This window comes from Acinetobacter sp. YH12120 (assembly GCF_013418795.1).
GTDB lineage: Bacteria > Pseudomonadota > Gammaproteobacteria > Pseudomonadales > Moraxellaceae > Acinetobacter > Acinetobacter towneri.
On the sequence record NZ_VPBI01000018.1, the window covers coordinates 1 to 19,189 of the forward strand.

At 41.4% G+C, this 19,189-nt stretch carries 16 protein-coding genes and 8 tRNA genes; 8 read left to right on the forward strand and 16 right to left on the reverse strand.

The annotated features are described in order from the left end of the window. Nucleotides 1-41 precede the first annotated feature (41 nt). Nucleotides 42-206, reverse strand: coding sequence for a hypothetical protein (locus FTU58_RS10985; protein WP_180062428.1), 165 nt, complete (start codon nucleotides 204-206; stop codon nucleotides 42-44). Nucleotides 207-440: 234 nt separating this feature from the next. Between FTU58_RS10985 and chrA the strand changes: the two genes are divergently transcribed. Further along, nucleotides 441-1,667: a chromate efflux transporter gene (gene chrA / locus FTU58_RS10990; protein WP_180062429.1), complete on the forward strand. Its 1,227-nt coding sequence runs from the start codon at nucleotides 441-443 to the stop codon at nucleotides 1,665-1,667. A 91-nt stretch (nucleotides 1,668-1,758) separates the two neighbouring features. Here chrA and gltS read toward each other — a convergent pair whose 3' ends face one another. From gltS to FTU58_RS11005, 3 genes are all read right to left on the reverse strand, one after another. After that, nucleotides 1,759-3,000, reverse strand: coding sequence for a sodium/glutamate symporter (gene gltS / locus FTU58_RS10995; RefSeq protein ID WP_026438165.1), 1,242 nt, complete (start codon nucleotides 2,998-3,000; stop codon nucleotides 1,759-1,761). A 614-nt stretch (nucleotides 3,001-3,614) separates the two neighbouring features. After that, entirely contained in the window at nucleotides 3,615-4,907 is a 1,293-nt protein-coding gene (locus FTU58_RS11000; RefSeq protein WP_180062430.1) for a DcaP family trimeric outer membrane transporter, read from the reverse strand. Between the two features lie 400 nt (nucleotides 4,908-5,307). Beyond that, nucleotides 5,308-6,492 carry a multidrug effflux MFS transporter gene (locus FTU58_RS11005; RefSeq protein WP_180062439.1) on the reverse strand — a complete coding sequence of 395 codons (1,185 nt, stop codon included), beginning with the start codon at nucleotides 6,490-6,492 and terminating at the stop codon, nucleotides 5,308-5,310. 251 nt (nucleotides 6,493-6,743) lie between these two features. Here FTU58_RS11005 and yccS point away from each other — a divergent pair, with 251 nt between their 5' ends. The 4 genes from yccS (at nucleotide 6,744) to FTU58_RS11025 (ending at nucleotide 13,386) form a co-directional block, all read left to right on the forward strand. Continuing rightward, a complete protein-coding gene (yccS, locus tag FTU58_RS11010) occupies nucleotides 6,744-8,918 on the forward strand; it encodes a YccS family putative transporter (RefSeq protein ID WP_131261543.1) in 2,175 nt (724 codons plus the stop codon). Between the two features lie 147 nt (nucleotides 8,919-9,065). Next, nucleotides 9,066-9,626: a YcxB family protein gene (locus FTU58_RS11015; RefSeq protein WP_004977388.1), complete on the forward strand. Its 561-nt coding sequence runs from the start codon at nucleotides 9,066-9,068 to the stop codon at nucleotides 9,624-9,626. Nucleotides 9,627-9,781: 155 nt separating this feature from the next. Then, a complete protein-coding gene (locus FTU58_RS11020; protein WP_180062431.1) occupies nucleotides 9,782-12,400 on the forward strand; it encodes a sulfite reductase flavoprotein subunit alpha in 2,619 nt (872 codons plus the stop codon). Between the two features lie 167 nt (nucleotides 12,401-12,567). After that, a complete protein-coding gene (locus tag FTU58_RS11025) occupies nucleotides 12,568-13,386 on the forward strand; it encodes a YdcF family protein (protein WP_131261500.1) in 819 nt (272 codons plus the stop codon). 25 nt (nucleotides 13,387-13,411) lie between these two features. Here the strand turns inward: FTU58_RS11025 and FTU58_RS11030 are convergent, their stop codons facing one another. From FTU58_RS11030 to FTU58_RS11080, 11 genes are all read right to left on the reverse strand, one after another. After that, nucleotides 13,412-13,873, reverse strand: a complete 462-nt coding sequence (locus FTU58_RS11030; protein ID WP_180061166.1) for a DUF2750 domain-containing protein — start codon at nucleotides 13,871-13,873, stop codon at nucleotides 13,412-13,414. A gap of 94 nt (nucleotides 13,874-13,967) precedes the next feature. Then, nucleotides 13,968-14,043: transfer RNA gene (locus tag FTU58_RS11035), tRNA-Val, on the reverse strand. A gap of 101 nt (nucleotides 14,044-14,144) precedes the next feature. Further along, nucleotides 14,145-14,221: transfer RNA gene (locus FTU58_RS11040), tRNA-Asp, on the reverse strand. Between the two features lie 64 nt (nucleotides 14,222-14,285). After that, a tRNA-Val gene (locus tag FTU58_RS11045) sits at nucleotides 14,286-14,361 on the reverse strand. A 101-nt stretch (nucleotides 14,362-14,462) separates the two neighbouring features. After that, nucleotides 14,463-14,539: transfer RNA gene (locus FTU58_RS11050), tRNA-Asp, on the reverse strand. 14 nt (nucleotides 14,540-14,553) lie between these two features. After that, nucleotides 14,554-14,629 (reverse strand) — tRNA-Val (locus tag FTU58_RS11055). A gap of 21 nt (nucleotides 14,630-14,650) precedes the next feature. Then, nucleotides 14,651-14,727 (reverse strand) — tRNA-Asp (locus tag FTU58_RS11060). Nucleotides 14,728-14,778: 51 nt separating this feature from the next. Beyond that, nucleotides 14,779-14,855: transfer RNA gene (locus tag FTU58_RS11065), tRNA-Asp, on the reverse strand. A 26-nt stretch (nucleotides 14,856-14,881) separates the two neighbouring features. Beyond that, nucleotides 14,882-14,957: transfer RNA gene (locus FTU58_RS11070), tRNA-Val, on the reverse strand. A gap of 262 nt (nucleotides 14,958-15,219) precedes the next feature. Beyond that, nucleotides 15,220-15,744: a cell wall-recycling L,D-carboxypeptidase ElsL gene (gene elsL / locus FTU58_RS11075; protein WP_004968267.1), complete on the reverse strand. Its 525-nt coding sequence runs from the start codon at nucleotides 15,742-15,744 to the stop codon at nucleotides 15,220-15,222. A 9-nt stretch (nucleotides 15,745-15,753) separates the two neighbouring features. Beyond that, nucleotides 15,754-16,134, reverse strand: a complete 381-nt coding sequence (locus FTU58_RS11080) for a YbaN family protein (RefSeq protein ID WP_004968265.1) — start codon at nucleotides 16,132-16,134, stop codon at nucleotides 15,754-15,756. Between the two features lie 87 nt (nucleotides 16,135-16,221). Between FTU58_RS11080 and FTU58_RS11085 the strand changes: the two genes are divergently transcribed. The 3 genes from FTU58_RS11085 (at nucleotide 16,222) to dapE (ending at nucleotide 18,648) form a co-directional block, all read left to right on the forward strand. Then, nucleotides 16,222-17,106, forward strand: coding sequence for a DUF1853 family protein (locus FTU58_RS11085; RefSeq protein WP_154320467.1), 885 nt, complete (start codon nucleotides 16,222-16,224; stop codon nucleotides 17,104-17,106). A 120-nt stretch (nucleotides 17,107-17,226) separates the two neighbouring features. Then, nucleotides 17,227-17,373 carry an entericidin A/B family lipoprotein gene (locus FTU58_RS11090; RefSeq protein WP_096901466.1) on the forward strand — a complete coding sequence of 49 codons (147 nt, stop codon included), beginning with the start codon at nucleotides 17,227-17,229 and terminating at the stop codon, nucleotides 17,371-17,373. Between the two features lie 141 nt (nucleotides 17,374-17,514). Next, nucleotides 17,515-18,648, forward strand: coding sequence for a succinyl-diaminopimelate desuccinylase (gene dapE / locus FTU58_RS11095; protein WP_167846161.1), 1,134 nt, complete (start codon nucleotides 17,515-17,517; stop codon nucleotides 18,646-18,648). 81 nt (nucleotides 18,649-18,729) lie between these two features. Here the strand turns inward: dapE and FTU58_RS11100 are convergent, their stop codons facing one another. Continuing rightward, nucleotides 18,730-19,188, reverse strand: a complete 459-nt coding sequence (locus tag FTU58_RS11100; RefSeq protein WP_004975530.1) for a hypothetical protein — start codon at nucleotides 19,186-19,188, stop codon at nucleotides 18,730-18,732. Nucleotide 19,189: the final 1 nt, after the last annotated feature.

A 19,189-nucleotide genomic window follows, 5' to 3' on the forward strand; every position in this document is an offset into this window, starting at 1 on the left:
AGATTCATGCACGTGTAGCAGTCCTCAACAGATTTACGGAATTAGGTCGACCAGTTACCCAAGTTACGCCTTAAATTTGGCTCAATTAGGGGCGCTTTGCATTTCAAATCTTTGTGCAACAAAGCCGTCGAAAATTGCTGCTGCGATGGCACCACCTGACATCCCACCATCAGTAATGCTGTAAGAGATACATACCCAATTTTCATAATGACCTTCTTGAATCCATAGGTTTCAGTCGATATTTCACCATCAATCGTGTCAAGGTTGATCAGCCTACTTGATACAGCAACCCTCTTAACGTCAACAGTTATGCTCTCTGTTTTTACCTTGCATGAGCGCCCATAGTCTATCTATTATTTTAACCGATCCTTGTAGTAATTCGTTAAACTGTCACGTCTAGCGACTACAGTGGCGCACAAGTCGAATCTGTCTAAAATTATATGCCAACACCTTCTTATTCCTTATTATTCTGGATTTTTCTGCAATTAGGCTGTCTGTCTTTTGGTGGGCCTGCAGCGCATTTGGTGTTTTTCCATCAGCGTTTTGTGCAACAACTCAAATGGCTAGATGAATCCCAGTATTCACAAATTGTCGCACTTGCACAACTCTTACCTGGCCCAACTAGTAGTCAGGTGGGGTTAGCGATTGGTTATTTGCAAAAAGGCTATTGGGGTGCAGTCCTAGCTTGGTTGGGTTTCACCCTACCTTCAGCGTTGTTTATGGCTTTGGTTGCAGTTTTGGGACATCAATATTTAGATGTCCTGTCTTCAAATAGCTTTCACAGTATTCAACTGATCGTATTGGCCGTGGTAGCTTGGGCATTTTGGCAAATGTTGCGCAGTTTTTGTAAAACGGTTTGGCAATATGCCTTAATGTTTGCTTCTGCCCTATTTATTTATCTGGTGCCATTGAGCTTCAATCAAGTTTTGGTGATTCTGATTGCCGCTTGTTTTGGCATTTGGATGGCGAAACACGCAGCACCGACTGCTGCACCAGCATCCACCAATACAACGGCGACAGATACTCATTTTACTGCGGCACATTTACTCAAACATCGTCGTTATGCTGTATTTTGGGCAGTACTTTTTGTTACACCCTTTATTGTGCTGTCAGGTCTAAACTGGCTGCAACCTCAATTACTCTATGCAGCCAATTTAAGTTTCTATCAAGCCGCATCTTTGGTCTTTGGCGGTGGGCATGTCATTTTGCCTTTATTGCATCAAGATTTTGTTAGCACAGGCTTAGTCAGTGCAGAACAGTTCGATTTGGGTTATGCCATGGCGCAATTGGTGCCTGGCCCACTGTTCAGCTTTGCAACATATTTGGGCAGTTTGATTCCAATGACAGAATCTATGCTGCTGAATGCGACTTTAGCCACGTTGGCGATTTTTCTGCCGTCTTTCTTTTTGGTATTTGCGACCTTGCCTTATTGGTCTTGGTTAATGCAGCAAGCCTATATCCGTCATGCGGTAACAGGTATTAATGCAGCGGTAGTCGGATTGCTTCTGTATATGGTGCTCGAAATGGCACAGCGTCATATTTTGAGTATTGTTGATCTGCTGTTTATTGTTTTGGTGATTGGATTATTAAAATCCAAACTACCTGTTTGGCTCAGTTTAATTGGTAGTTTCCTGGTCTATACAGCATTCTTGCATTTCATGGCTTAAATGAAAAATGCTACAGATCAAATAAAAATGCCAGTTCAATTGAACTGGCATTTTTTGTGGATGACTGAATCAAGCCTGAATGCTTTGGAGCTTAGCCACCAAAGAATTTTAGAATAGATTGAATCACCGCAACGTTAATTAAATCGACAAAGAATGCACCACACAGCGGCACAATCAAGAACGCTTTATAAGATGGACCATACATATTGGTAATGGCCTGCATATTGGCGACTGCTGTTGGCGTTGCCCCCATCCCAAAACCACAGTGTCCTGCTGCCAACACGGCTGCATCGTAGTTTTTCCCCATAAGACGGAAGGTCACAAAAGCTGCATATAACGCCATTGTGAGTGCTTGCGCCCCTAAAATCACCATCAACGGACCTGCCAAATCGGCCAATTGCCATAGTTTGAGTGACAACAACGCCATCGCCAAATATAACGATAAAGATGCATTCCCAAACACATCAATCGCACGGTCAAAAATATTAACTTTAAAAATACTTTCTAAGACATTACGCAGAACCACACCGCCCGCCAATGCCCAAACGAAAGTTGGTAATTCAAACATCGTGCCTTTGGCAGCGCCTGTCATAAATTCGGCAAATGCCAAACACGCTGCAAATAAACCTAAAGTAGTAATTGCATTATCTGCTGTAATTAAACGAACCTGATGCGGATATTCAAATGGAATAAACTCATTGGAATCTTGATCCGCAGGCGTATTATCGCGTTTTTCAATTTGTTCGTCGGTACGTGGTACAGCCAATTGATGACGATTGATTAAAGTTTTAGCCAGTGGACCACCAATTAAACCACCAATAATTAAACCAAAGGTCGCACTTGCCATGCCCAGTGCCAAAGCACCTTGAATACCATATTGGGTTTCTAAAATTTCACCCCACGCACCTGCTGTACCATGACCGCCAGTTAAAGTAATCGATCCTGCAATTAAACCAATTAGTGGATCAATACCTAACAATGTTGCAAGACTAATGCCGACAATGTTTTGCAACACAATAAATGTGGAAATTGCAATCAAGAAAATAATTAAACCGATTCCGCCCTGACGCAATTTTGTGAAGTTCGCGCTTAAACCAATCGAGGCGAAGAAAATAAGCATAAAGCTAGTTTGCAATGCGCTACTGGTGGTAATGCTATAACCCCAAAATTGATTCACCAACAATGAAACAATAGCGGCAACCAAACCACCTGCAACAGGTTCAGGAATATTATAGCGTTTTAAAAAATCAATTTTATTGACTAAAAGTCGCCCTAAGAGCAGGACGATGACCGCAGCAATCAGCGTATAAAACGCATTAAAAGTAAATTCCATGGCAATATCCATATAGTGATTGCAGATTATTTTTAATATGATGAAGAGCTGTCTATGCAAACCAAAGCATTTGCATCACTATGACTCTAAATCAACTAAAAAATGCCGCAATACAAAGTATGTAAACAGTATCGTATTTGACTGAAGTTTAAGAGGTATGCATTTCGCTCAGCCAACCCATCCTTTGGTTTCACTCAAGCGTTATCATCTGCGTTTGCCTAGAACAGAAGAAAAGAAAGACAAAAGACAGCATTTTCACTTTCGGGGTGACTTCGAGTGCAAACAACTGAATCGGCTTAACACTGAGAGGTAATCTCATATAAGCTCCAAAATATCTGAGGTAGATAAATACCTTCCGATAAAGATATTCAACCACTTGACAAAAAACAGCAAGATTAAAGGTCGATCATTATGCATTTTTTTTGACAAAAAGCTGCTATTTTCTGCGGTTTTTTCTAAAAATTTTAATGATTGTGTTCAGCTATAAGAGGAAGTTACAACATTCCTTTAAACTGGATAAAATTTAAGTTATTGAGTGAATAACATAAATTTTCAAAATAAAAAACAGAGCTTAAAATTAAGCTCTGTTTTCGATTTTGCTCAAAAGTAGCGACTTAGAAGCTATAACGTGCCATAAAGCCTACGCGGTCATCACTGAATTTATCACCAGCAAATGTTTCACGCTCACCATTGATATATTCAATACCTAAATCGACTGGTTTTACAGGTGAGTAAATGAAGTTGATCCACGCTTGTTGTACTTTCTCGTTAGCACCCGTATTTAAACGCGCATAGTCTGTACCATCATCCGCAAATAAAGCACCATAGGCTAAAGTTGAACGTAGTTGTGGTGAGAACTTATAAGTTGCACCCACTTGTACACCAATCGTTTCATTTTGCTCAATTTCACCATTAACTGTATTTACGTAAAATGCAGAGTTATTACCATATAAGTAGTTGCTGTTGCCCTTAACATAAGAGACATCAGCAGACACTTTTAAAGGTTCTGCAACTTGATAATTCGTACCTACAGCAGCACCCCAACCAGTTTTATCATCATTTGCTGCTTCTGATTTGTAATGTTCAACCAATGCACGTGCAGAAGCTAAACCTTTACCATCAGCAAAACCTTGAGTCACTTTTGCAGTCAATACTGGAGCTCGGTAAGTTACGTCAGAGCTAACAATTTTATCCTCTTTAGCATCATAAATTTGCGAAGAACTATTACCTTCTTCAGCAGAAACAAATAATTCTGTTGCAGGGGCTAATTTATAGTTGTAACGAACTTGCGGTACACGTGTTGTACCACCACCAATATTCGTTGCAAAGTCAATCATTTCTGGTGCATGATTTGACAAGAAGTTCGATGTGGTTTGACCGAATAACCAGTTGTTTAAAGTTAAATAAGCATGACGGATACGCAAGTTGTCAGATCCGCTTGCAAAGTCAACCTCAACTTTACCGCCTACTTTGTTGTCACCAACAGGTGTATTAAAGTCTAAACCTAAGCGGGTGACTTTTGCGGTAGCACGTAATTTGTCACTTGCTTCTTCTTTACTTGTATGTGCTGAGTTAAAGTCATTATCCGCACCTTTAATAATATAGTTTGCATCACCACGGATCGAACCATAAATAGAAACATCTGCACCAGATTTAGACTTTAAACTGCTTAATGCACTTACAGGTGCAGCAGGCTTCGCCTGTTGTACTTGGGCAATTTGAGTTTGCTGCTGTTGTTGTACTTGCTGTTGTTGCTGAATTAATGATTTTAACGCTTCAACTTCTTGACGAAGTTCTTGAATTTGTTGTTGCTCAGTTTTTGCTGCGTGTGCAGTACCTACCATTAAAGTTGTAACAGCAATAGCTAAACCTTTGATCATAAATTGACCGTTGAGTAATTGACTCATTTATCTCTCCAAAATAAAACAACGCTGCATCCGTGCATGATGATTTTGTTCGTCATCTATCGATTTCACATCGAATTATAAAAATGGCTGAAAAATCAAAACACTTTTGCCAAATAGTCCAAGACACCCAAATATTTAAAATATTACAATTTGTGTCATTTATTACAGGCTTAAATCTATCAAGTTATGACGTTTATTAAAATCAGTTTTCCCGAATAAGAAATCACAATTAATCATAATTACAGATTCAAACAATTAAACCATATAAAATTCAACACCTTAAATAGGTTGATTATTCAAGTATTTACACCACCATTAGACTATTGTATATATTTCGGTTCTGCCTAAAAGCCAGATTTTTACGAAAAAAATCACCATTTGAAAAAGTATTGACCTCAACTCAGTCTGGTTGCGGTTGTAAAATATGAAAAACGGCAAACATCCCAAACCCAATAAATAGCAGCATTAATACAGCCATATTCAGCAAAGCACTGCCTGTTAAAAAGTTGAGTAACACTCCACCAATCAAGCCACAAAAGAATTGCACACTGCCCATGACCGCACTGGCTGTTCCTGCACGTGCGCCTTGTTTTGCCATAGCTAGTGCCATGGCATTCGGGCCTGTAAAACCAATCCCAGACACGGCAAGAAATAAACCGACCATCACCAATGCCAAAGGTGCATACCCCAAACTACCTGCAAGCAGTAGAATGACCGCACCACTCAGTTGAATCATGCTGCCCAATTTTAAGCGTTGTAACACACCCAATTTGCCACTGATTTTTTTATTCAGGGTCGAAAACAGCATAATACCAATCGCATTGGCACCAAACACATAAGCAAAAGCTGTTTCACTCAAGCCATATTGATCCATCATGACTGCACTTGAACCGCTGATATAGCAAAACAATGCCCCACCAGTCAGACAGCCTGCCAACATTGGAAAACGAAAATCACGATCTTTTAAAATGGCAAAATATAAGGTCAGTACTTGCTGAAAGTTCAAATTTAAACGACGTTCTTTAGCCAAAGTTTCTTTAAAAAAGAAGTGCACACATAAACAGCAAATAATTCCAACGCAGGTCAGCACTACAAAAATAGCTTGCCAATTCATCCATCTAAGTACCCATGCGCCCAGCGTAGGTGCAATAATGGGCGCAATGGTCATCACAATCATCATGCTCGAAAAAGCTTGAGCGGATGTTTGCAAATCCAAGCGATCACGAATAGCTGCTCGTGCAATTACCACACCCACACAGCCACCCAAAGCCTGCAAAATACGTGCAGCAATCAGTCCCCATTCATTTTGTGCAAACACACACCACATACTGGCGAGTGAAAATAGTGCCAAGCCAAAATATAAAGGCGGCTTACGTCCAATCCGATCACTCAGCGGCCCGTAAATCAGTTGACCCAATGCCAAACCTAAAAAGTAGGCAGGCAAACTGTTTGCGACCATTTGGGTCGATACGCCAAACTCGCTTGCCATAACGGGCAAGGCAGGCAAATACATATCAATCGATAAAGGCCCAAGCGAAGTCAATAACGCCAACAATAAAATCCACGCAGTCGAATATTGCCGCATGTTGGGTTGTTGCGCAGATGGTGGCGTACTGCTTGAACTTGGCAGCGTTTTCGATATGCTCATATTTTATGATGAAATGACAGATGTACAGACAAGCTTACACGCTCCATAGTATGATTTGTTGTGATCAAAGATGAATTTTCACATATTAAGCACTCTAAATATCTCATCTACAGTTACAATGTACGCAACCTTTCATCTCGCAGCATAAATCTCTGTTTAGACAGAAAAGTTTACTTAAAGGAATGATGTTGAAACCTTGGCTGATAAAGCTCAAACAAGCGACCTATAACACCACATTTATGTATAACATCCGCATGCTCATTGCATTTGCGGGAACTGCTTTTGTTCCCTATTTTATGGGGATGCAGCTTGCCACTATTCCTTTAACTTTAGGTGTGCTTGCCGCAGGTTTGAGTGATATTGATGACCGTTTTTCGGTGCGTATTGTCAATCAGCTCTATACCTATATTGGTTTCTTTGTTACCGCCACATCAATTCAGTTTTTATTTCCGCATCCTATTTTATTTGCTACAGGCTTAATCCTGTCGTGTATTGTCTTAATTTTGCTCGGTTCGCTCGGACGACGTTATGCCACCATTTCTTATGGCTGTTTGGTAGTATCGGTCTATTCCATGCTTGGCGTCAACCTATTTGATGACTGGTACATGCAGCCGCTGCTTTTGGTTTCGGGCGCAATTTGGTACGGCTTAATTTCGACCATCAGCTTTTTACTGTTCCCTGTTCGTGCCTTACAAGACAAACTTTCACTCAGTTATTCTTCTTTGGGTGATTTTTTATTTGCCAAATCAAATCTATTTGATGTGGATATGACTGCACCGAGTTATCAACAAAGTATCATTGATTTATCACTTGAAAATGGCAAATTAATTGCGATTTTTAACGACTTAAAAACCGCTTTACTGACCCGTTTAAAAGGTGACCGCGGGCAAAAAGATACCCGACGTAGCTTACAGTATTACTTTGTCGCACAAGACATTCACGAACGTGCCGACTCTGCACATATTGATTATCAAAAACTGGCGAAAATATTTCAGCACAGCGATATTTTATTTCGCTTCCAACGCATTTTGTCGATTCAGGGCAAAGCCTGTAAAGATTTAAGCGAAAGCATTTTGCACCGTAAACCTTATGTGCATAACAAGCGTTTTAAACATGCTTTTGAAAATCTTAAACAGTCTTTAGAAAAACTGCGCAGTGAACAGCAATATGACCAAGTCTGGATTAATGCATTGTTTGCCCTATACCAAAACCTGAAATCTATTGATGCTCAATTGCGTAACCTTGAAACCGAACGCAATATTAAACTGGATAAATCCAAACATATTGAACAGCAACTGAAAGATGATGACTTAAAAAGTTGGGATGATATTGTCATTCGGATTAAGCAGCATTTAACCCCCGAATCGGTTTTGTTCCGCCACGCCATTCGTTTGTCGATTGTGCTGTTGATTGGCTATATTTTTGTGCAAGTCACCAACATTCAATATGGCTACTGGATTTTACTGACCGCCCTGTTTGTGATGCAGCCTAACTTTAACACCACCAAACGGCGTTTACGTTTGCGTATTATTGGGACGTTAGCAGGGATTGTAGTCGGCTACACCATTTTATATTTTGTACCGTCCGTTGAAGGGCAATTACTGGTTTTAGTGATTAGTGGCATGTTGTTCTTTGAATTGCGCAGTAAACAATATGCACAAGCCACTGCCTTTATGACCATTTTGGCGCTGATGAATTTTAACCTAGAAGGTTTGGGCTATGCCGCAGCTGTGCCACGTATGGTCGATACCTTAATTGGTTGTGCGCTAGCATGGTTTGGCGTGAGTTTTATCTTCCCCGATTGGAAATTCCGTCGTTTATCACGCACGATTCGCCGCTCACTCACCGCGCAATGTGGCTATTTGGCAGAAGTGATTGAACAATATAAAAATGGACGCAACAACGGTTTGAATTATCGTGTCGTGCGCCGTGCTGCTCATAATACCGATGCAGAAGTTGCTTCACTGATTTCAACACTCGCCACCGAACCTGATTTTGACCCCAATCAAAAAGCTCAAGCCTTTGAGTTCTTGTGTCTAAATCACACCTTTATTAGCTATATTGCTGCACTTGGTGCGCATCGTGACAAAATTGACGATCAGGAAGTCTTGCAACTGCTCGATCAAGCAATGGACGATATTCAAGGTGCTTTACTGAAAGATGAAACGCCAGATTTAAGTGCACACAACATGTTGCAAACCATTCGTCAGCGTTTAAGCCAAAACAAAGAAGAAGATCAAAAATCATTAATTATTTTGCAGCAATTATCTTTGATGATGAGTATCTTGCAACAATTAAGTCGCTTAAAACAAAGTTTAAGCCACGAACATGATCAGGACGCAACTGAACTGGCGTCTTTATAAATCATTCTGCAAAGGATCTATGTCTACTTTCTCAGCCTTAGCACAATATGAATTCACCGACCTTAGCATGATTTTGCGACAATATACTCACTGCATGACAGCAATTAATGCTAAACTTTTTATAGTTTTAAATTTGTTAGTTTCACTATGACCGCGAAAAGTTTATACGCCTATACCCTACAGCCTGTGATCTACGAAGTTTCTGAAGAAGAACAACGTCACGCACAACTGGTAATTTGGCGCAGTACCAATAAAATTGGCATGAAAGCATGGATTATTATGGGTGTGATTGTTGCCCTTTCCATTTTAGGCATTCTGCTATTAAAAAATTATTCGACAATTTTCTGCTGGGTTGCCATTGTCTGTGTGGTGCTCTACCTGCTGGTGCGTAAATACGGCTTGGAATGGTACGTTAAGCGAAAAATGAATGAATTTCCTGTTCAAGAAATTAAAGGGATTCGTTTAGGCGTACAGCCGCACGGTATCGTGATGCGTCAGCAAATGGGCGCTCAAGAAGGCGTGGGTGCAATTGGCTGGAAAGATGTGTATGAATGGTACAATACCCCTGAGTTTATCTTGATGAACTTCAAAGTAAAAGGTCAGCAAGGTGCTTATATTCTGCCTAAGCGTATGGACAGCAAGAACTTTTCGTTCAACACCATTCGCAAGCATTTGACTGAAGCTGCAGGCGAAGCCAAGCAAATCTAAATATCCCTATTTAAAAATAAACCTCTATCCCCTGTGATGGAGGTTTTTTTTGCTTAAAATTAAAACAATGAACGATAATGAGAATAAATAGCATTTGCATTAACTTCATCTCTGCATTATTCTGCATCACAATTCATACTCAACAACCAACGCTTATGCTGAAGAAAGCCTTTTTCCAAATTCACTGGTTCCTTGGTATTACTGCAGGACTGATCTTGTCACTCATGGGCGTGACAGGTGCGATTTATTCCTACGAACAAGAAATTCTAAAATGGATGAATCCGAACAGTTATCAGGTACAAGTTGAGCAGAAAGCCAAACTAAGCCCTGCAGAAATTTATCAACATTTTCAGCGTACCCAACCTGACTATAAAATTAATAGCATCACCGTTGCAAAAGACCCGGCTGCATCTTCAAGCATCAATATTGCGAAAGAAGGTGCAAAACGTGGACAAAATATCCTGATTAATCCTTACTCGGCAGCAGTGTTGCCTGAAATTCGGGGACGTGAATTTTTCCAGTTTATTCAGCAATTACACCGTAATTTAACCGTAGGACCTATTGGTAAGCAAATTACAGCGGCATGTACCCTCATGTTGTTGTTCTTTGTGCTAAGTGGCATTTACCTGCGCTGGCCGAAACGCCATTCATTTAAACAATGGTTTGCACTCAAACCCCAATTAAAAGGACGTAATTTTATTTGGGATTTACATGCGGTAGTCGGCACGTGGGTGGTGATTTTCTATCTAGTTTTGGCATGCACAGGACTATATTGGTCGTATGAATGGTGGCGCAATGGCATGTTTAAAGTCATGGGTGTGGAAAGACCACAAGCGCAATTGCAAGCAGATGGACGCAATAAAACTGTAAATCCAAATGCTCAAGCACTTCATCAGGCTGCGCAAACACAAACTGCAGGACGCCGCGCAAACACTACAAAACCAGCCAAGCAGAATACGCTGGATCAGGCACAAATCAATCTGGCATTGACGAAGGCATGGCAACATTTCCCGCAGCAATTGGGGCAGGATTATTCCAGTATCACTTTTAATGTGCCTAAACACACCAATAGTGAAATTGAAATTAACTTTGTCGATGTCATTCCACAACATGAACGTGCCCGCAATAACGCAACTTTTGATTATCAACAAGCACGTATTACTCAACTTGAATTATATGTAGACAAACGGCTTAATGAAAAAATCATGAGCAGTATGCTGCCTGTGCATCGCGGTAGTTTCTTTGGGCCTGTTTATCAATTTTTAGCCATGCTTTCTGCATTGATGATGCCGCTGTTTTTCGTCACAGGTTGGATGCTGTATTTAAAACGTCGTAAACAAAAGCGTTTGACTCTTGCTGCACGTCAAAACCAGACTCAATTTCAGATCGACCCAAATGCTGCACACTGGCTCATTGTCTATGCCAGCCAAACAGGTACTGCCGAACAATTGGCATGGCGCACCGCTACTAGTCTGCAAGAAGCACATCAGCCTGTCACAGTCAAAGCCCTGCAACATCTCAGCCTTGAAGATCTTAAAAACACCACCCAACTGTTATGTATTGCTAGCACTTATGGCACAGGTGATGCACCCGATTTGACCTCAAGTTTTGTGAAAAAAATCCTACCGCAAACCTGTGACCTGAGTCATTTGCGTTATGCAGTACTGGCTTTAGGTTCACGTGAATATGCAGATCATTACTGCCGTTTTGGACATACGATTGCTGCATGGCTGCAACGTAATCAAGCACATGCCTTGTTCAATACCATTGAAGTAAATAATGCCAATCCTGCAGACATACAGCGTTGGAATCAGGCTTTGGTACAGGTCACACAACTTGACTTACCAAGTATGCATATCGAAAAAACTTTTGATACATGGACCTTACAGCAACGTGACTTGCTAAATCCCAACAGTTTAGGCGCACCCGCCTTCAATATTGAACTGTTAGCACAACATGATGTGCATTGGTCTGCAGGTGATATTGCAGAAATTCAGCCTGAAAACAGCACTGCACGGATTCACGCCTTTTTAAAACAGCATCAACTCGATGCCAATACAATTCTTGCTGATGGTCAGCAAACCTTAGTACAGGCTTTGGCAGATAAAGACCTCACCGCGCCAATTCAGACATTTAAAACTGCGGATGAATTATTGGCACAACTTTCACCCTTGCCTAGTCGTGAATATTCAATTGCCAGTATTCCTTCACAACAGGTTTTAAGACTTGTGGTGCGTCAAAAATTCGATGCTCAAGGCGAGCTTGGCTTAGGTTCAGGTTGGTTAACTGCACATGCTGCACTTGGGCAAAATATCGCATTACGCATTCGCAATAATCCATCTTTCCATTTAATTGATGATGACCGCCCAATTATTTGTATTGGCAACGGTACAGGGCTTGCAGGATTAATGAGCTTATTGCATGCACGTACCCGCCTGAATTACACCCAAAACTGGTTGTTTTTTGGTGAACGTCAGCAAGCGCACGATTACTTTTATCAGCACACCATCGAGGCTTGGCAAAGCACAGGTATGCTACAACGCCTTGATTTGGCCTTTTCCCGTGATCAAGCCGAAAAAGTCTATGTACACCATAAGTTACGCGAACAGGCTGAAGAATTAAAACGCTGGATTGAACAAAATGCCGTGATTTATGTCTGCGGTAGCATTCAAGGCATGGCCAGTGATGTCGACCAAGCCTTAAAAGATATTCTAGGTGAAACTCAACTGGAACAATTACGTCAGCAAGGACGTTATCGCCGAGATGTGTATTAGGATTTGTTGACACTTTTTAAATGGCTTGCGCTGTAGCTCTATAGCTAAAACTTGGCAATTCACCCAAGTTTTATCCATAGCCTCAGCCGAAACATAATTCAGTTGAGGCAAAATTTTTCAGCAGCTTCGGCTATACTGTTTGTACAGCATCACAGTACAATAAAATTATGCAAGGCATGCAAGCAAGTCACGTACAAACACAATTTAGTCTATTTAAAAGAATATTGAGTAGCCTAATTGGATTAATTTTAGTATTGGATGGTGCCTATCTCATCAGCTTAAAGAAAATTCATTTCGGCACCGTTTTACCTGTTTTAATAGGCATGATGCTGCTGTGTTATGCCATTTTCTATACTTGGATTCAAAGCTACTTAAAACAACATACACGCTTAGATTGGCTGTGGAAATTCGGTTGGGGCGTATTTTGGCTGTGGTGCATCAGCCTGCTGATCTTTTTTACTTATATTCATTTCAGTACACAGCAGCAAAATACTGTAACCAACAATGCTAAAGTGGTGATTGTACTCGGCAGTGGCATTGAAAATGGACAACCATCGCCCACGCTCGCCAAACGACTGGATACTGCAGCCGCGTATGCCTTGGAGCATCCTCAAAGTTATTTCATTGTTAGTGGTGGCCCTGCATTTGCGGAACAACTCACTGAAGCACAGGTGATGTCTAATTATTTGCAACAACGTTATGCAATTGCAGCATCACACATTATCTTGGAAACCCAAAGCACCAGTACGGCACTTAATTTGAAAAACAGTCAGCCCTTGCTGCATACATTAGGCACAGATAAAACCCAACCGATTATAATTGTCACCAGCGACTTTCACACACCACGTGCAGCAGCCATTGCCAAACGACAAGGATACACACAGTTCAGCATGCTCAGTGCAACGACACCACTCTATACCCGCTATAACGCATGGTTACGCGAGTATTTTGCTTATATCAGTGGTTGGCTGCTGAATGAGTATTAAAAATAAAATCTAGCAAGCAGATCACTTAATTCAAACGTATCGAGCGTGGTAAAGGAATTTGCATATCTTTAAAAAATTCAGGTTTTTGCATATACACCTGATACAAATAATTTTTTAGATCAAGCAATAACTTTTCAGGGGCAACCAATACATTCTGCCCTTCTGGGCTTAGATTCATCGAAATATTGATGGCTTCCTGACGTAAAAATGGAATCACTTTTTCAATAAAATCTTTCAGTGAAATTTCTTCGACTTGATAATTGGCCCAATTGTCTTTAATTAACAGTTTTGCCAGACTTTTATTTTGCCACATTGCAAAAGCACGTTGCCCTGTAGGCGTGGCACAGAGCGCCCAGCCATCTTCATACAATGCAAAAACATGCCCCTGAGACACAATGGTCTCAATAAATTGCTTGTAAATATCTTGTGCATTATAAGTTTGCGTTGCTTGCTTAGATGCAGCTTTACGTTGATAAGGATTTCGCATAAGTCACGGATATTAGTATTATTATTAAATAAAAATTTTAGGCGAATTTATTGCAATACGCAAGTAATATAAGATAAATGAGGATGAAAGGATATGGTGGGCGCTGACGGGATCGAACCGCCGACATTCTGCTTGTAAGGCAGACGCTCTACCAACTGAGCTAAGCGCCCTGAAGATTAAAAAATAACATCGTTATTTTTTATGATGCAAGACAAGCAAAGAACGTCGTCTTGAACTTTGAAATACATTTTTCACATCAGGGAATGAAAAATGGCGCAGCGGACGGGGCTCGAACCCGCGACCCCCGGCGTGACAGGCCGGTATTCTAACCAACTGAACTACCGCTGCAACGGTAATTGCGTAAGCAATTAAGGTCTTTTTTGTATGTATGCCAAGCATAAATACTAAAATATGGTGGGCGCTGACGGGATCGAACCGCCGACATTCTGCTTGTAAGGCAGACGCTCTACCAACTGAGCTAAGCGCCCTGATAAGATCAAAACAATATTTTGTTCTGATTTTGCAAAACTGTCAAACTTTGCATCATTTCAGTTTAAGTCTATCAGGCAACCTAAACTTTTCTTTTGAATGGCGCAGCGGACGGGGCTCGAACCCGCGACCCCCGGCGTGACAGGCCGGTATTCTAACCAACTGAACTACCGCTGCATCGCAAAAGAATCTGGTGGGCGCTGACGGGATCGAACCGCCGACATTCTGCTTGTAAGGCAGACGCTCTACCAACTGAGCTAAGCGCCCTCAAAAGCAATTTTATGTAAATGGCGCAGCGGACGGGGCTCGAACCCGCGACCCCCGGCGTGACAGGCCGGTATTCTAACCAACTGAACTACCGCTGCACTTACACAAAGTCACTATTGTGGTACAAACAATGGTTAAAGAATCTTAAGTGGCGCAGCGGACGGGGCTCGAACCCGCGACCCCCGGCGTGACAGGCCGGTATTCTAACCAACTGAACTACCGCTGCACGTAAGAATCTATAACGTAAAGGCTTGGTGGGCGCTGACGGGATCGAACCGCCGACATTCTGCTTGTAAGGCAGACGCTCTACCAACTGAGCTAAGCGCCCTTAACGTCTTTATCGTTTGTGAGGTGCATTATAGAGAATCTTTACCGCCTGTCAAACGCTTTTCGGCTTGTTTTCAGTTTTTTGTGACTGAGTGATTAAAAAATAGGTGATCCGCTATAAAAACAAACAAATTCTGCAAGTTATTTTAGTTTTCAAGCAAAATTAATGTGCTTTTCAACTTGTTAGCTCTGCAATCTATCTGCTCAATATGTTGGTTTTTTATGTTGCGATGAATACAACTTTATTCAATTGACTCGCACCATCAACCAAGCAAACCTAAGCTATTTAAATCTAGCTTGTGTTCAGAAATATAAACCAAGGCTTTTTCTGGAATCAGTTCATACAATTCTAAAATATCGTGGTTACGCATCCGAATACAGCCATGCGATGCAGGAATGCCCATCGGCTCTGTATCTGGTGTGCCATGTATATAAATATAACGCTGAAAAGTATCGCAGCCAATGCCTTGATTAAAACCTTCTTGCAAACCACTGAGCCATAAAATGCGGCTTAAAATCCAGTCCCGTTCAGGAAATTGTTCAGCTAAATCTAAATTGTAAATTTCCCCTGTCGGTTGACGTGCAATGAACACTGCATTTTCAGGTTCATTTTCACCAAACTTTAAAGCGACTTCATGCCAGCCACGTGGTGTTTTACCACTATTTTCAGTTTCACCAATGCCATTCACACCACTCGAGATGACGTAGAGTTTCTGATGCTTCGGCAAATATAAAGTTTGCTCGGCTAAATCAATCAAAATATCTGCTTGTGTGTATAAAAAAGACATTGCGCTACCCTATTCTTCTTCTTTCGTGGGCGGCTGTGGTTCAGGACGTAACCACAACCAAATACACACCACCAACATGGTGGTATTGGTAAAAATTTTGACCGCAACGGGCGCAGTTGTGAACAGCATGATCACGGCACTAATACTCATCATGATCGTTGCAAACCATTTGGCTTTACGCGGTACAGTACCATTGGCGCGCCAATCTCTGAGTGTACTGCCATATTTAGGATGATTCAGTAACCAGTTGTCCATTTGCGGCCAACCGCGTGACGATGCCCAAGCTGCTAAAATCAAAAAAACTGTAGTAGGCATACCCGGCAACAATGCACCAATAAAGCCAAGGATGACAAAGATCACCACTAAACTTCGCCATAACAAGCTTTGCATACCACTGTCCTAAACTACGAATTGCGGTAGTATAAAGCGTTTTTTAATTTTCCGTTGTAATTCTGCATTTTTCAGCATGGATTCATAATGATTGAGTTGCATCAACCCGAGCTTCTGCCCGAAGTATGGCTGACCTACAAAACCCCGCTTATCCGTCAGTTGGCTTTTAGTGTGGCAAGTCCGAATATTTTATGTGCTGTGCCTGAGCAATTGCCCATTCAACATACTTTTGAATTCCATTCAGATACTTTTTGGCAACACCATTATCACGCTTATCAATCACGTTTAGCCTATTTAGATTCACATCCCGAAGCGGTGTACGATTTTTTAAATCAACTGAAAAGTACCCGTTTAGGCTTACGCTTTGAAATGCTGATGTGGTTTTGGCTGCGTGATCGTGATTATCATCCCTTCGAATTATTGGGACACAGTATTCAAATTATTGATGGCGCTAAAACTGTGGGTGAACTGGATTTTTTACTGCACAACCATGACACACAGCAGGTTGAACATTGGGAAGTCGCATTAAAATACTATTTAGCCGAAGCGGATTGCTCTTTGGCACACTGGTATGGTTTAAACCGCTCCGATACTTTGGCGCGTAAACTGAATCATTTTAGTCAAAAGCAATTTCAATTTAAGCAAGCCTTGGATGTGCCGATTCAACGCCGTTTTGCTGTACTCAAAGGACAATTGTATTTCGCCATACATCACTTGGCACAATCATCTACAACACTTACGCCACACTGGATTAATCGCGCTCGTCGTTTAGGTCTTTGGGGGAGTGATATTCCTGCCCAAGCAGAACGGTTTTATCGCCTACAACGTCATGAATGGATTTGTCAAAATGCTCAAGCCAGTAGCCTACCGAATCAATGGTGGGGAGATGGCTTGTATTATCGGGCGGCACATTCACAATTTTATATGTATCGTGCTGCACCGCTGATTAGCTATCCACCATTAACACGCTGAATACCAGTTTCAACATTTTATTACGTAAGCACCATAAAAGTTGCCTATTTATTATTCTGTTTATTTCCTAAGCTAAAAAACACATCAAAATAATCTATCTAGAACATATTGGAGATGATCATGAAAAAAATTCTAGCGACTTCACTACTATTAGCCTTTGTTTTAACGGGTTGTAATACAATTAAAGGCGTGGGCGAAGACGTATCTTCTGCAGGTCATGCGGTGAGTAATACTGCTGAAAAAACCCAACAAGAAATTCGCAAATAATTCTGAGTATTTCAGGAATATCTTCACAAAAACCACAAAAAACCTTGTTCTCGGACAAGGTTTTTTCACGCTAAAATTTCACTTTTGTTGCATTATTCCCCTATTATTAGCACTTACTCTTGATAAACGTCTGAAACTCTCATGACCTCTTCTGCTACTCTGGATTTAAGCCTTCAGCTTTTACGCCAACCGTCTGTCACTCCTGTCGATCACAACTGTCAAAACCTCATGGCAGAACGCTTAGAAAAAATTGGATTTAAGATTGAATCTATGCGTTTTGACGATGTAGATAACCTCTGGGCGCGTAAAGGTACGGAAGCACCAGTCTTTTGCTTTGCAGGTCATACCGATGTTGTACCAACTGGCAATTTAAACGCATGGAATACCGATCCATTCGTACCTGAAATTCGTGATGGCAAACTTTATGGTCGTGGCAGTGCCGACATGAAAACCGCATTGGCAGCCATGGTGGTTGCCTCTGAACGCTTTGTCGCCAAACATCCTGATCACAAAGGCTCAATTGCCTTTTTGATCACTTCTGATGAAGAAGGCCCCTCTATTAACGGCACCGTCAAAGTCGTTGAAACTTTAGAAGCACGTCAGGAAAAAATGACTTGGTGTTTGGTAGGTGAACCTTCAAGTACCCATAAATTAGGCGATATTATTAAAAATGGGCGTCGCGGTTCGCTCAATGGTGTCTTGACTGTAAAAGGCAAACAAGGTCATGTGGCTTATCCACACTTGGCAATTAACCCGATTCATACCGCGTCTAAAGCGATTTCGGAACTGTGTGAAACGGTGTGGGATCATGGCAATGAATACTTCCCTGCCACCTCATTTCAAATTTCAAATATTCAAGCAGGAACAGGTGCGACCAATGTTGTCCCAGGTAACATGACGGTGACCTTTAACTTCCGTTATTCGACTGAAGTGACTGCAGATGAGCTAAAAGCACGTGTCTTGGAAATTTTAGATCGCCATCAAGTGGATTATGAAATCGAGTGGACGCTTTCAGGTTTGCCATTTTTAACCCCTGTGGGCGAATTGGTTAATGCTGCACGTCAAGCCATTCGCAATGTCACAGGTGTTGAAACAGAATTATCGACCAGTGGCGGTACATCTGATGGTCGCTTTATTGCGCCGACAGGTGCACAAGTGTTGGAGTTAGGCGTACTCAATGCCACCATTCACCAAATTAACGAGCATGTTGATGTGGCTGATTTAGAGCCATTGGCAGAAATTTATGAACAGATTTTGGAAGGATTACTAACTTAAATCCAATAAGATTAGTTGCATGAAGCAGAAAAGGAACTCTATTTGAGTTCCTTTTCTATTTTACAACGGAGAAAATTGCGTTTAGATCGTCAAATTTTCTTGAATGTATTGCAAATTAGGCACATGAAAGACCTGCTCACCCATACGGACATATTGGAATACCGCAGGATCAGTCGTGGTTTGCTGGTCATCATCTACCACTTCAGAAATACGCAAGCGCAGGGTTTTAGGCATTTCATTGCACATCAAAGCAAAACGCTGCTCCATTTCATCGCCTTCAATAACCAGTGCCACGCCCATTTTTTTCTCTGGGTCATTGACCGCATAAACAGGCAATTGCGATTCGTGCCATTCCACAGTTTTAACTTGAGTGGCGTTATCCAGCGCTGACAACACAATATTTTGAGGTATCAGCATTGGTTGTTTACCATGACATTCAACAATATAAGCATCAATAAAACCGGTAGATACGGTAATTAAATGTTGCAGCTCTTGCTGACTGATTTGCCCGAGTAAATTTGGACTATTCGTCTGACTCATC

Bases quoted from the DNA above. Each gene is read 5' to 3' on its own strand.
- FTU58_RS11030 (WP_180061166.1), bottom strand. From the start codon at position 13,873: ATGCGAAATCCTTATCAACGTAAAGCTGCATCTAAGCAAGCAACGCAA.
- FTU58_RS11005 (WP_180062439.1), bottom strand. From the start codon at position 6,492: ATGCGGCAATATTCGACTGCGTGGATTTTATTGTTGGCGTTATTGACT.
- FTU58_RS11000 (WP_180062430.1), bottom strand. From the start codon at position 4,907: ATGAGTCAATTACTCAACGGTCAATTTATGATCAAAGGTTTAGCTATT.
- FTU58_RS11020 (WP_180062431.1), top strand. From the start codon at position 9,782: ATGCTGAAGAAAGCCTTTTTCCAAATTCACTGGTTCCTTGGTATTACT.
- FTU58_RS11025 (WP_131261500.1), top strand. From the start codon at position 12,568: ATGCAAGGCATGCAAGCAAGTCACGTACAAACACAATTTAGTCTATTT.
- gltS (WP_026438165.1), bottom strand. From the start codon at position 3,000: ATGGAATTTACTTTTAATGCGTTTTATACGCTGATTGCTGCGGTCATC.
- FTU58_RS11015 (WP_004977388.1), top strand. From the start codon at position 9,066: ATGACCGCGAAAAGTTTATACGCCTATACCCTACAGCCTGTGATCTAC.
- FTU58_RS11100 (WP_004975530.1), bottom strand. From the start codon at position 19,188: ATGAGTCAGACGAATAGTCCAAATTTACTCGGGCAAATCAGTCAGCAA.
- FTU58_RS10985 (WP_180062428.1), bottom strand. From the start codon at position 206: ATGAAAATTGGGTATGTATCTCTTACAGCATTACTGATGGTGGGATGT.
- FTU58_RS11090 (WP_096901466.1), top strand. From the start codon at position 17,227: ATGAAAAAAATTCTAGCGACTTCACTACTATTAGCCTTTGTTTTAACG.
- chrA (WP_180062429.1), top strand. From the start codon at position 441: ATGCCAACACCTTCTTATTCCTTATTATTCTGGATTTTTCTGCAATTA.
- FTU58_RS11080 (WP_004968265.1), bottom strand. From the start codon at position 16,134: ATGCAAAGCTTGTTATGGCGAAGTTTAGTGGTGATCTTTGTCATCCTT.
- elsL (WP_004968267.1), bottom strand. From the start codon at position 15,744: ATGTCTTTTTTATACACACAAGCAGATATTTTGATTGATTTAGCCGAG.
- FTU58_RS11085 (WP_154320467.1), top strand. From the start codon at position 16,222: ATGATTGAGTTGCATCAACCCGAGCTTCTGCCCGAAGTATGGCTGACC.
- dapE (WP_167846161.1), top strand. From the start codon at position 17,515: ATGACCTCTTCTGCTACTCTGGATTTAAGCCTTCAGCTTTTACGCCAA.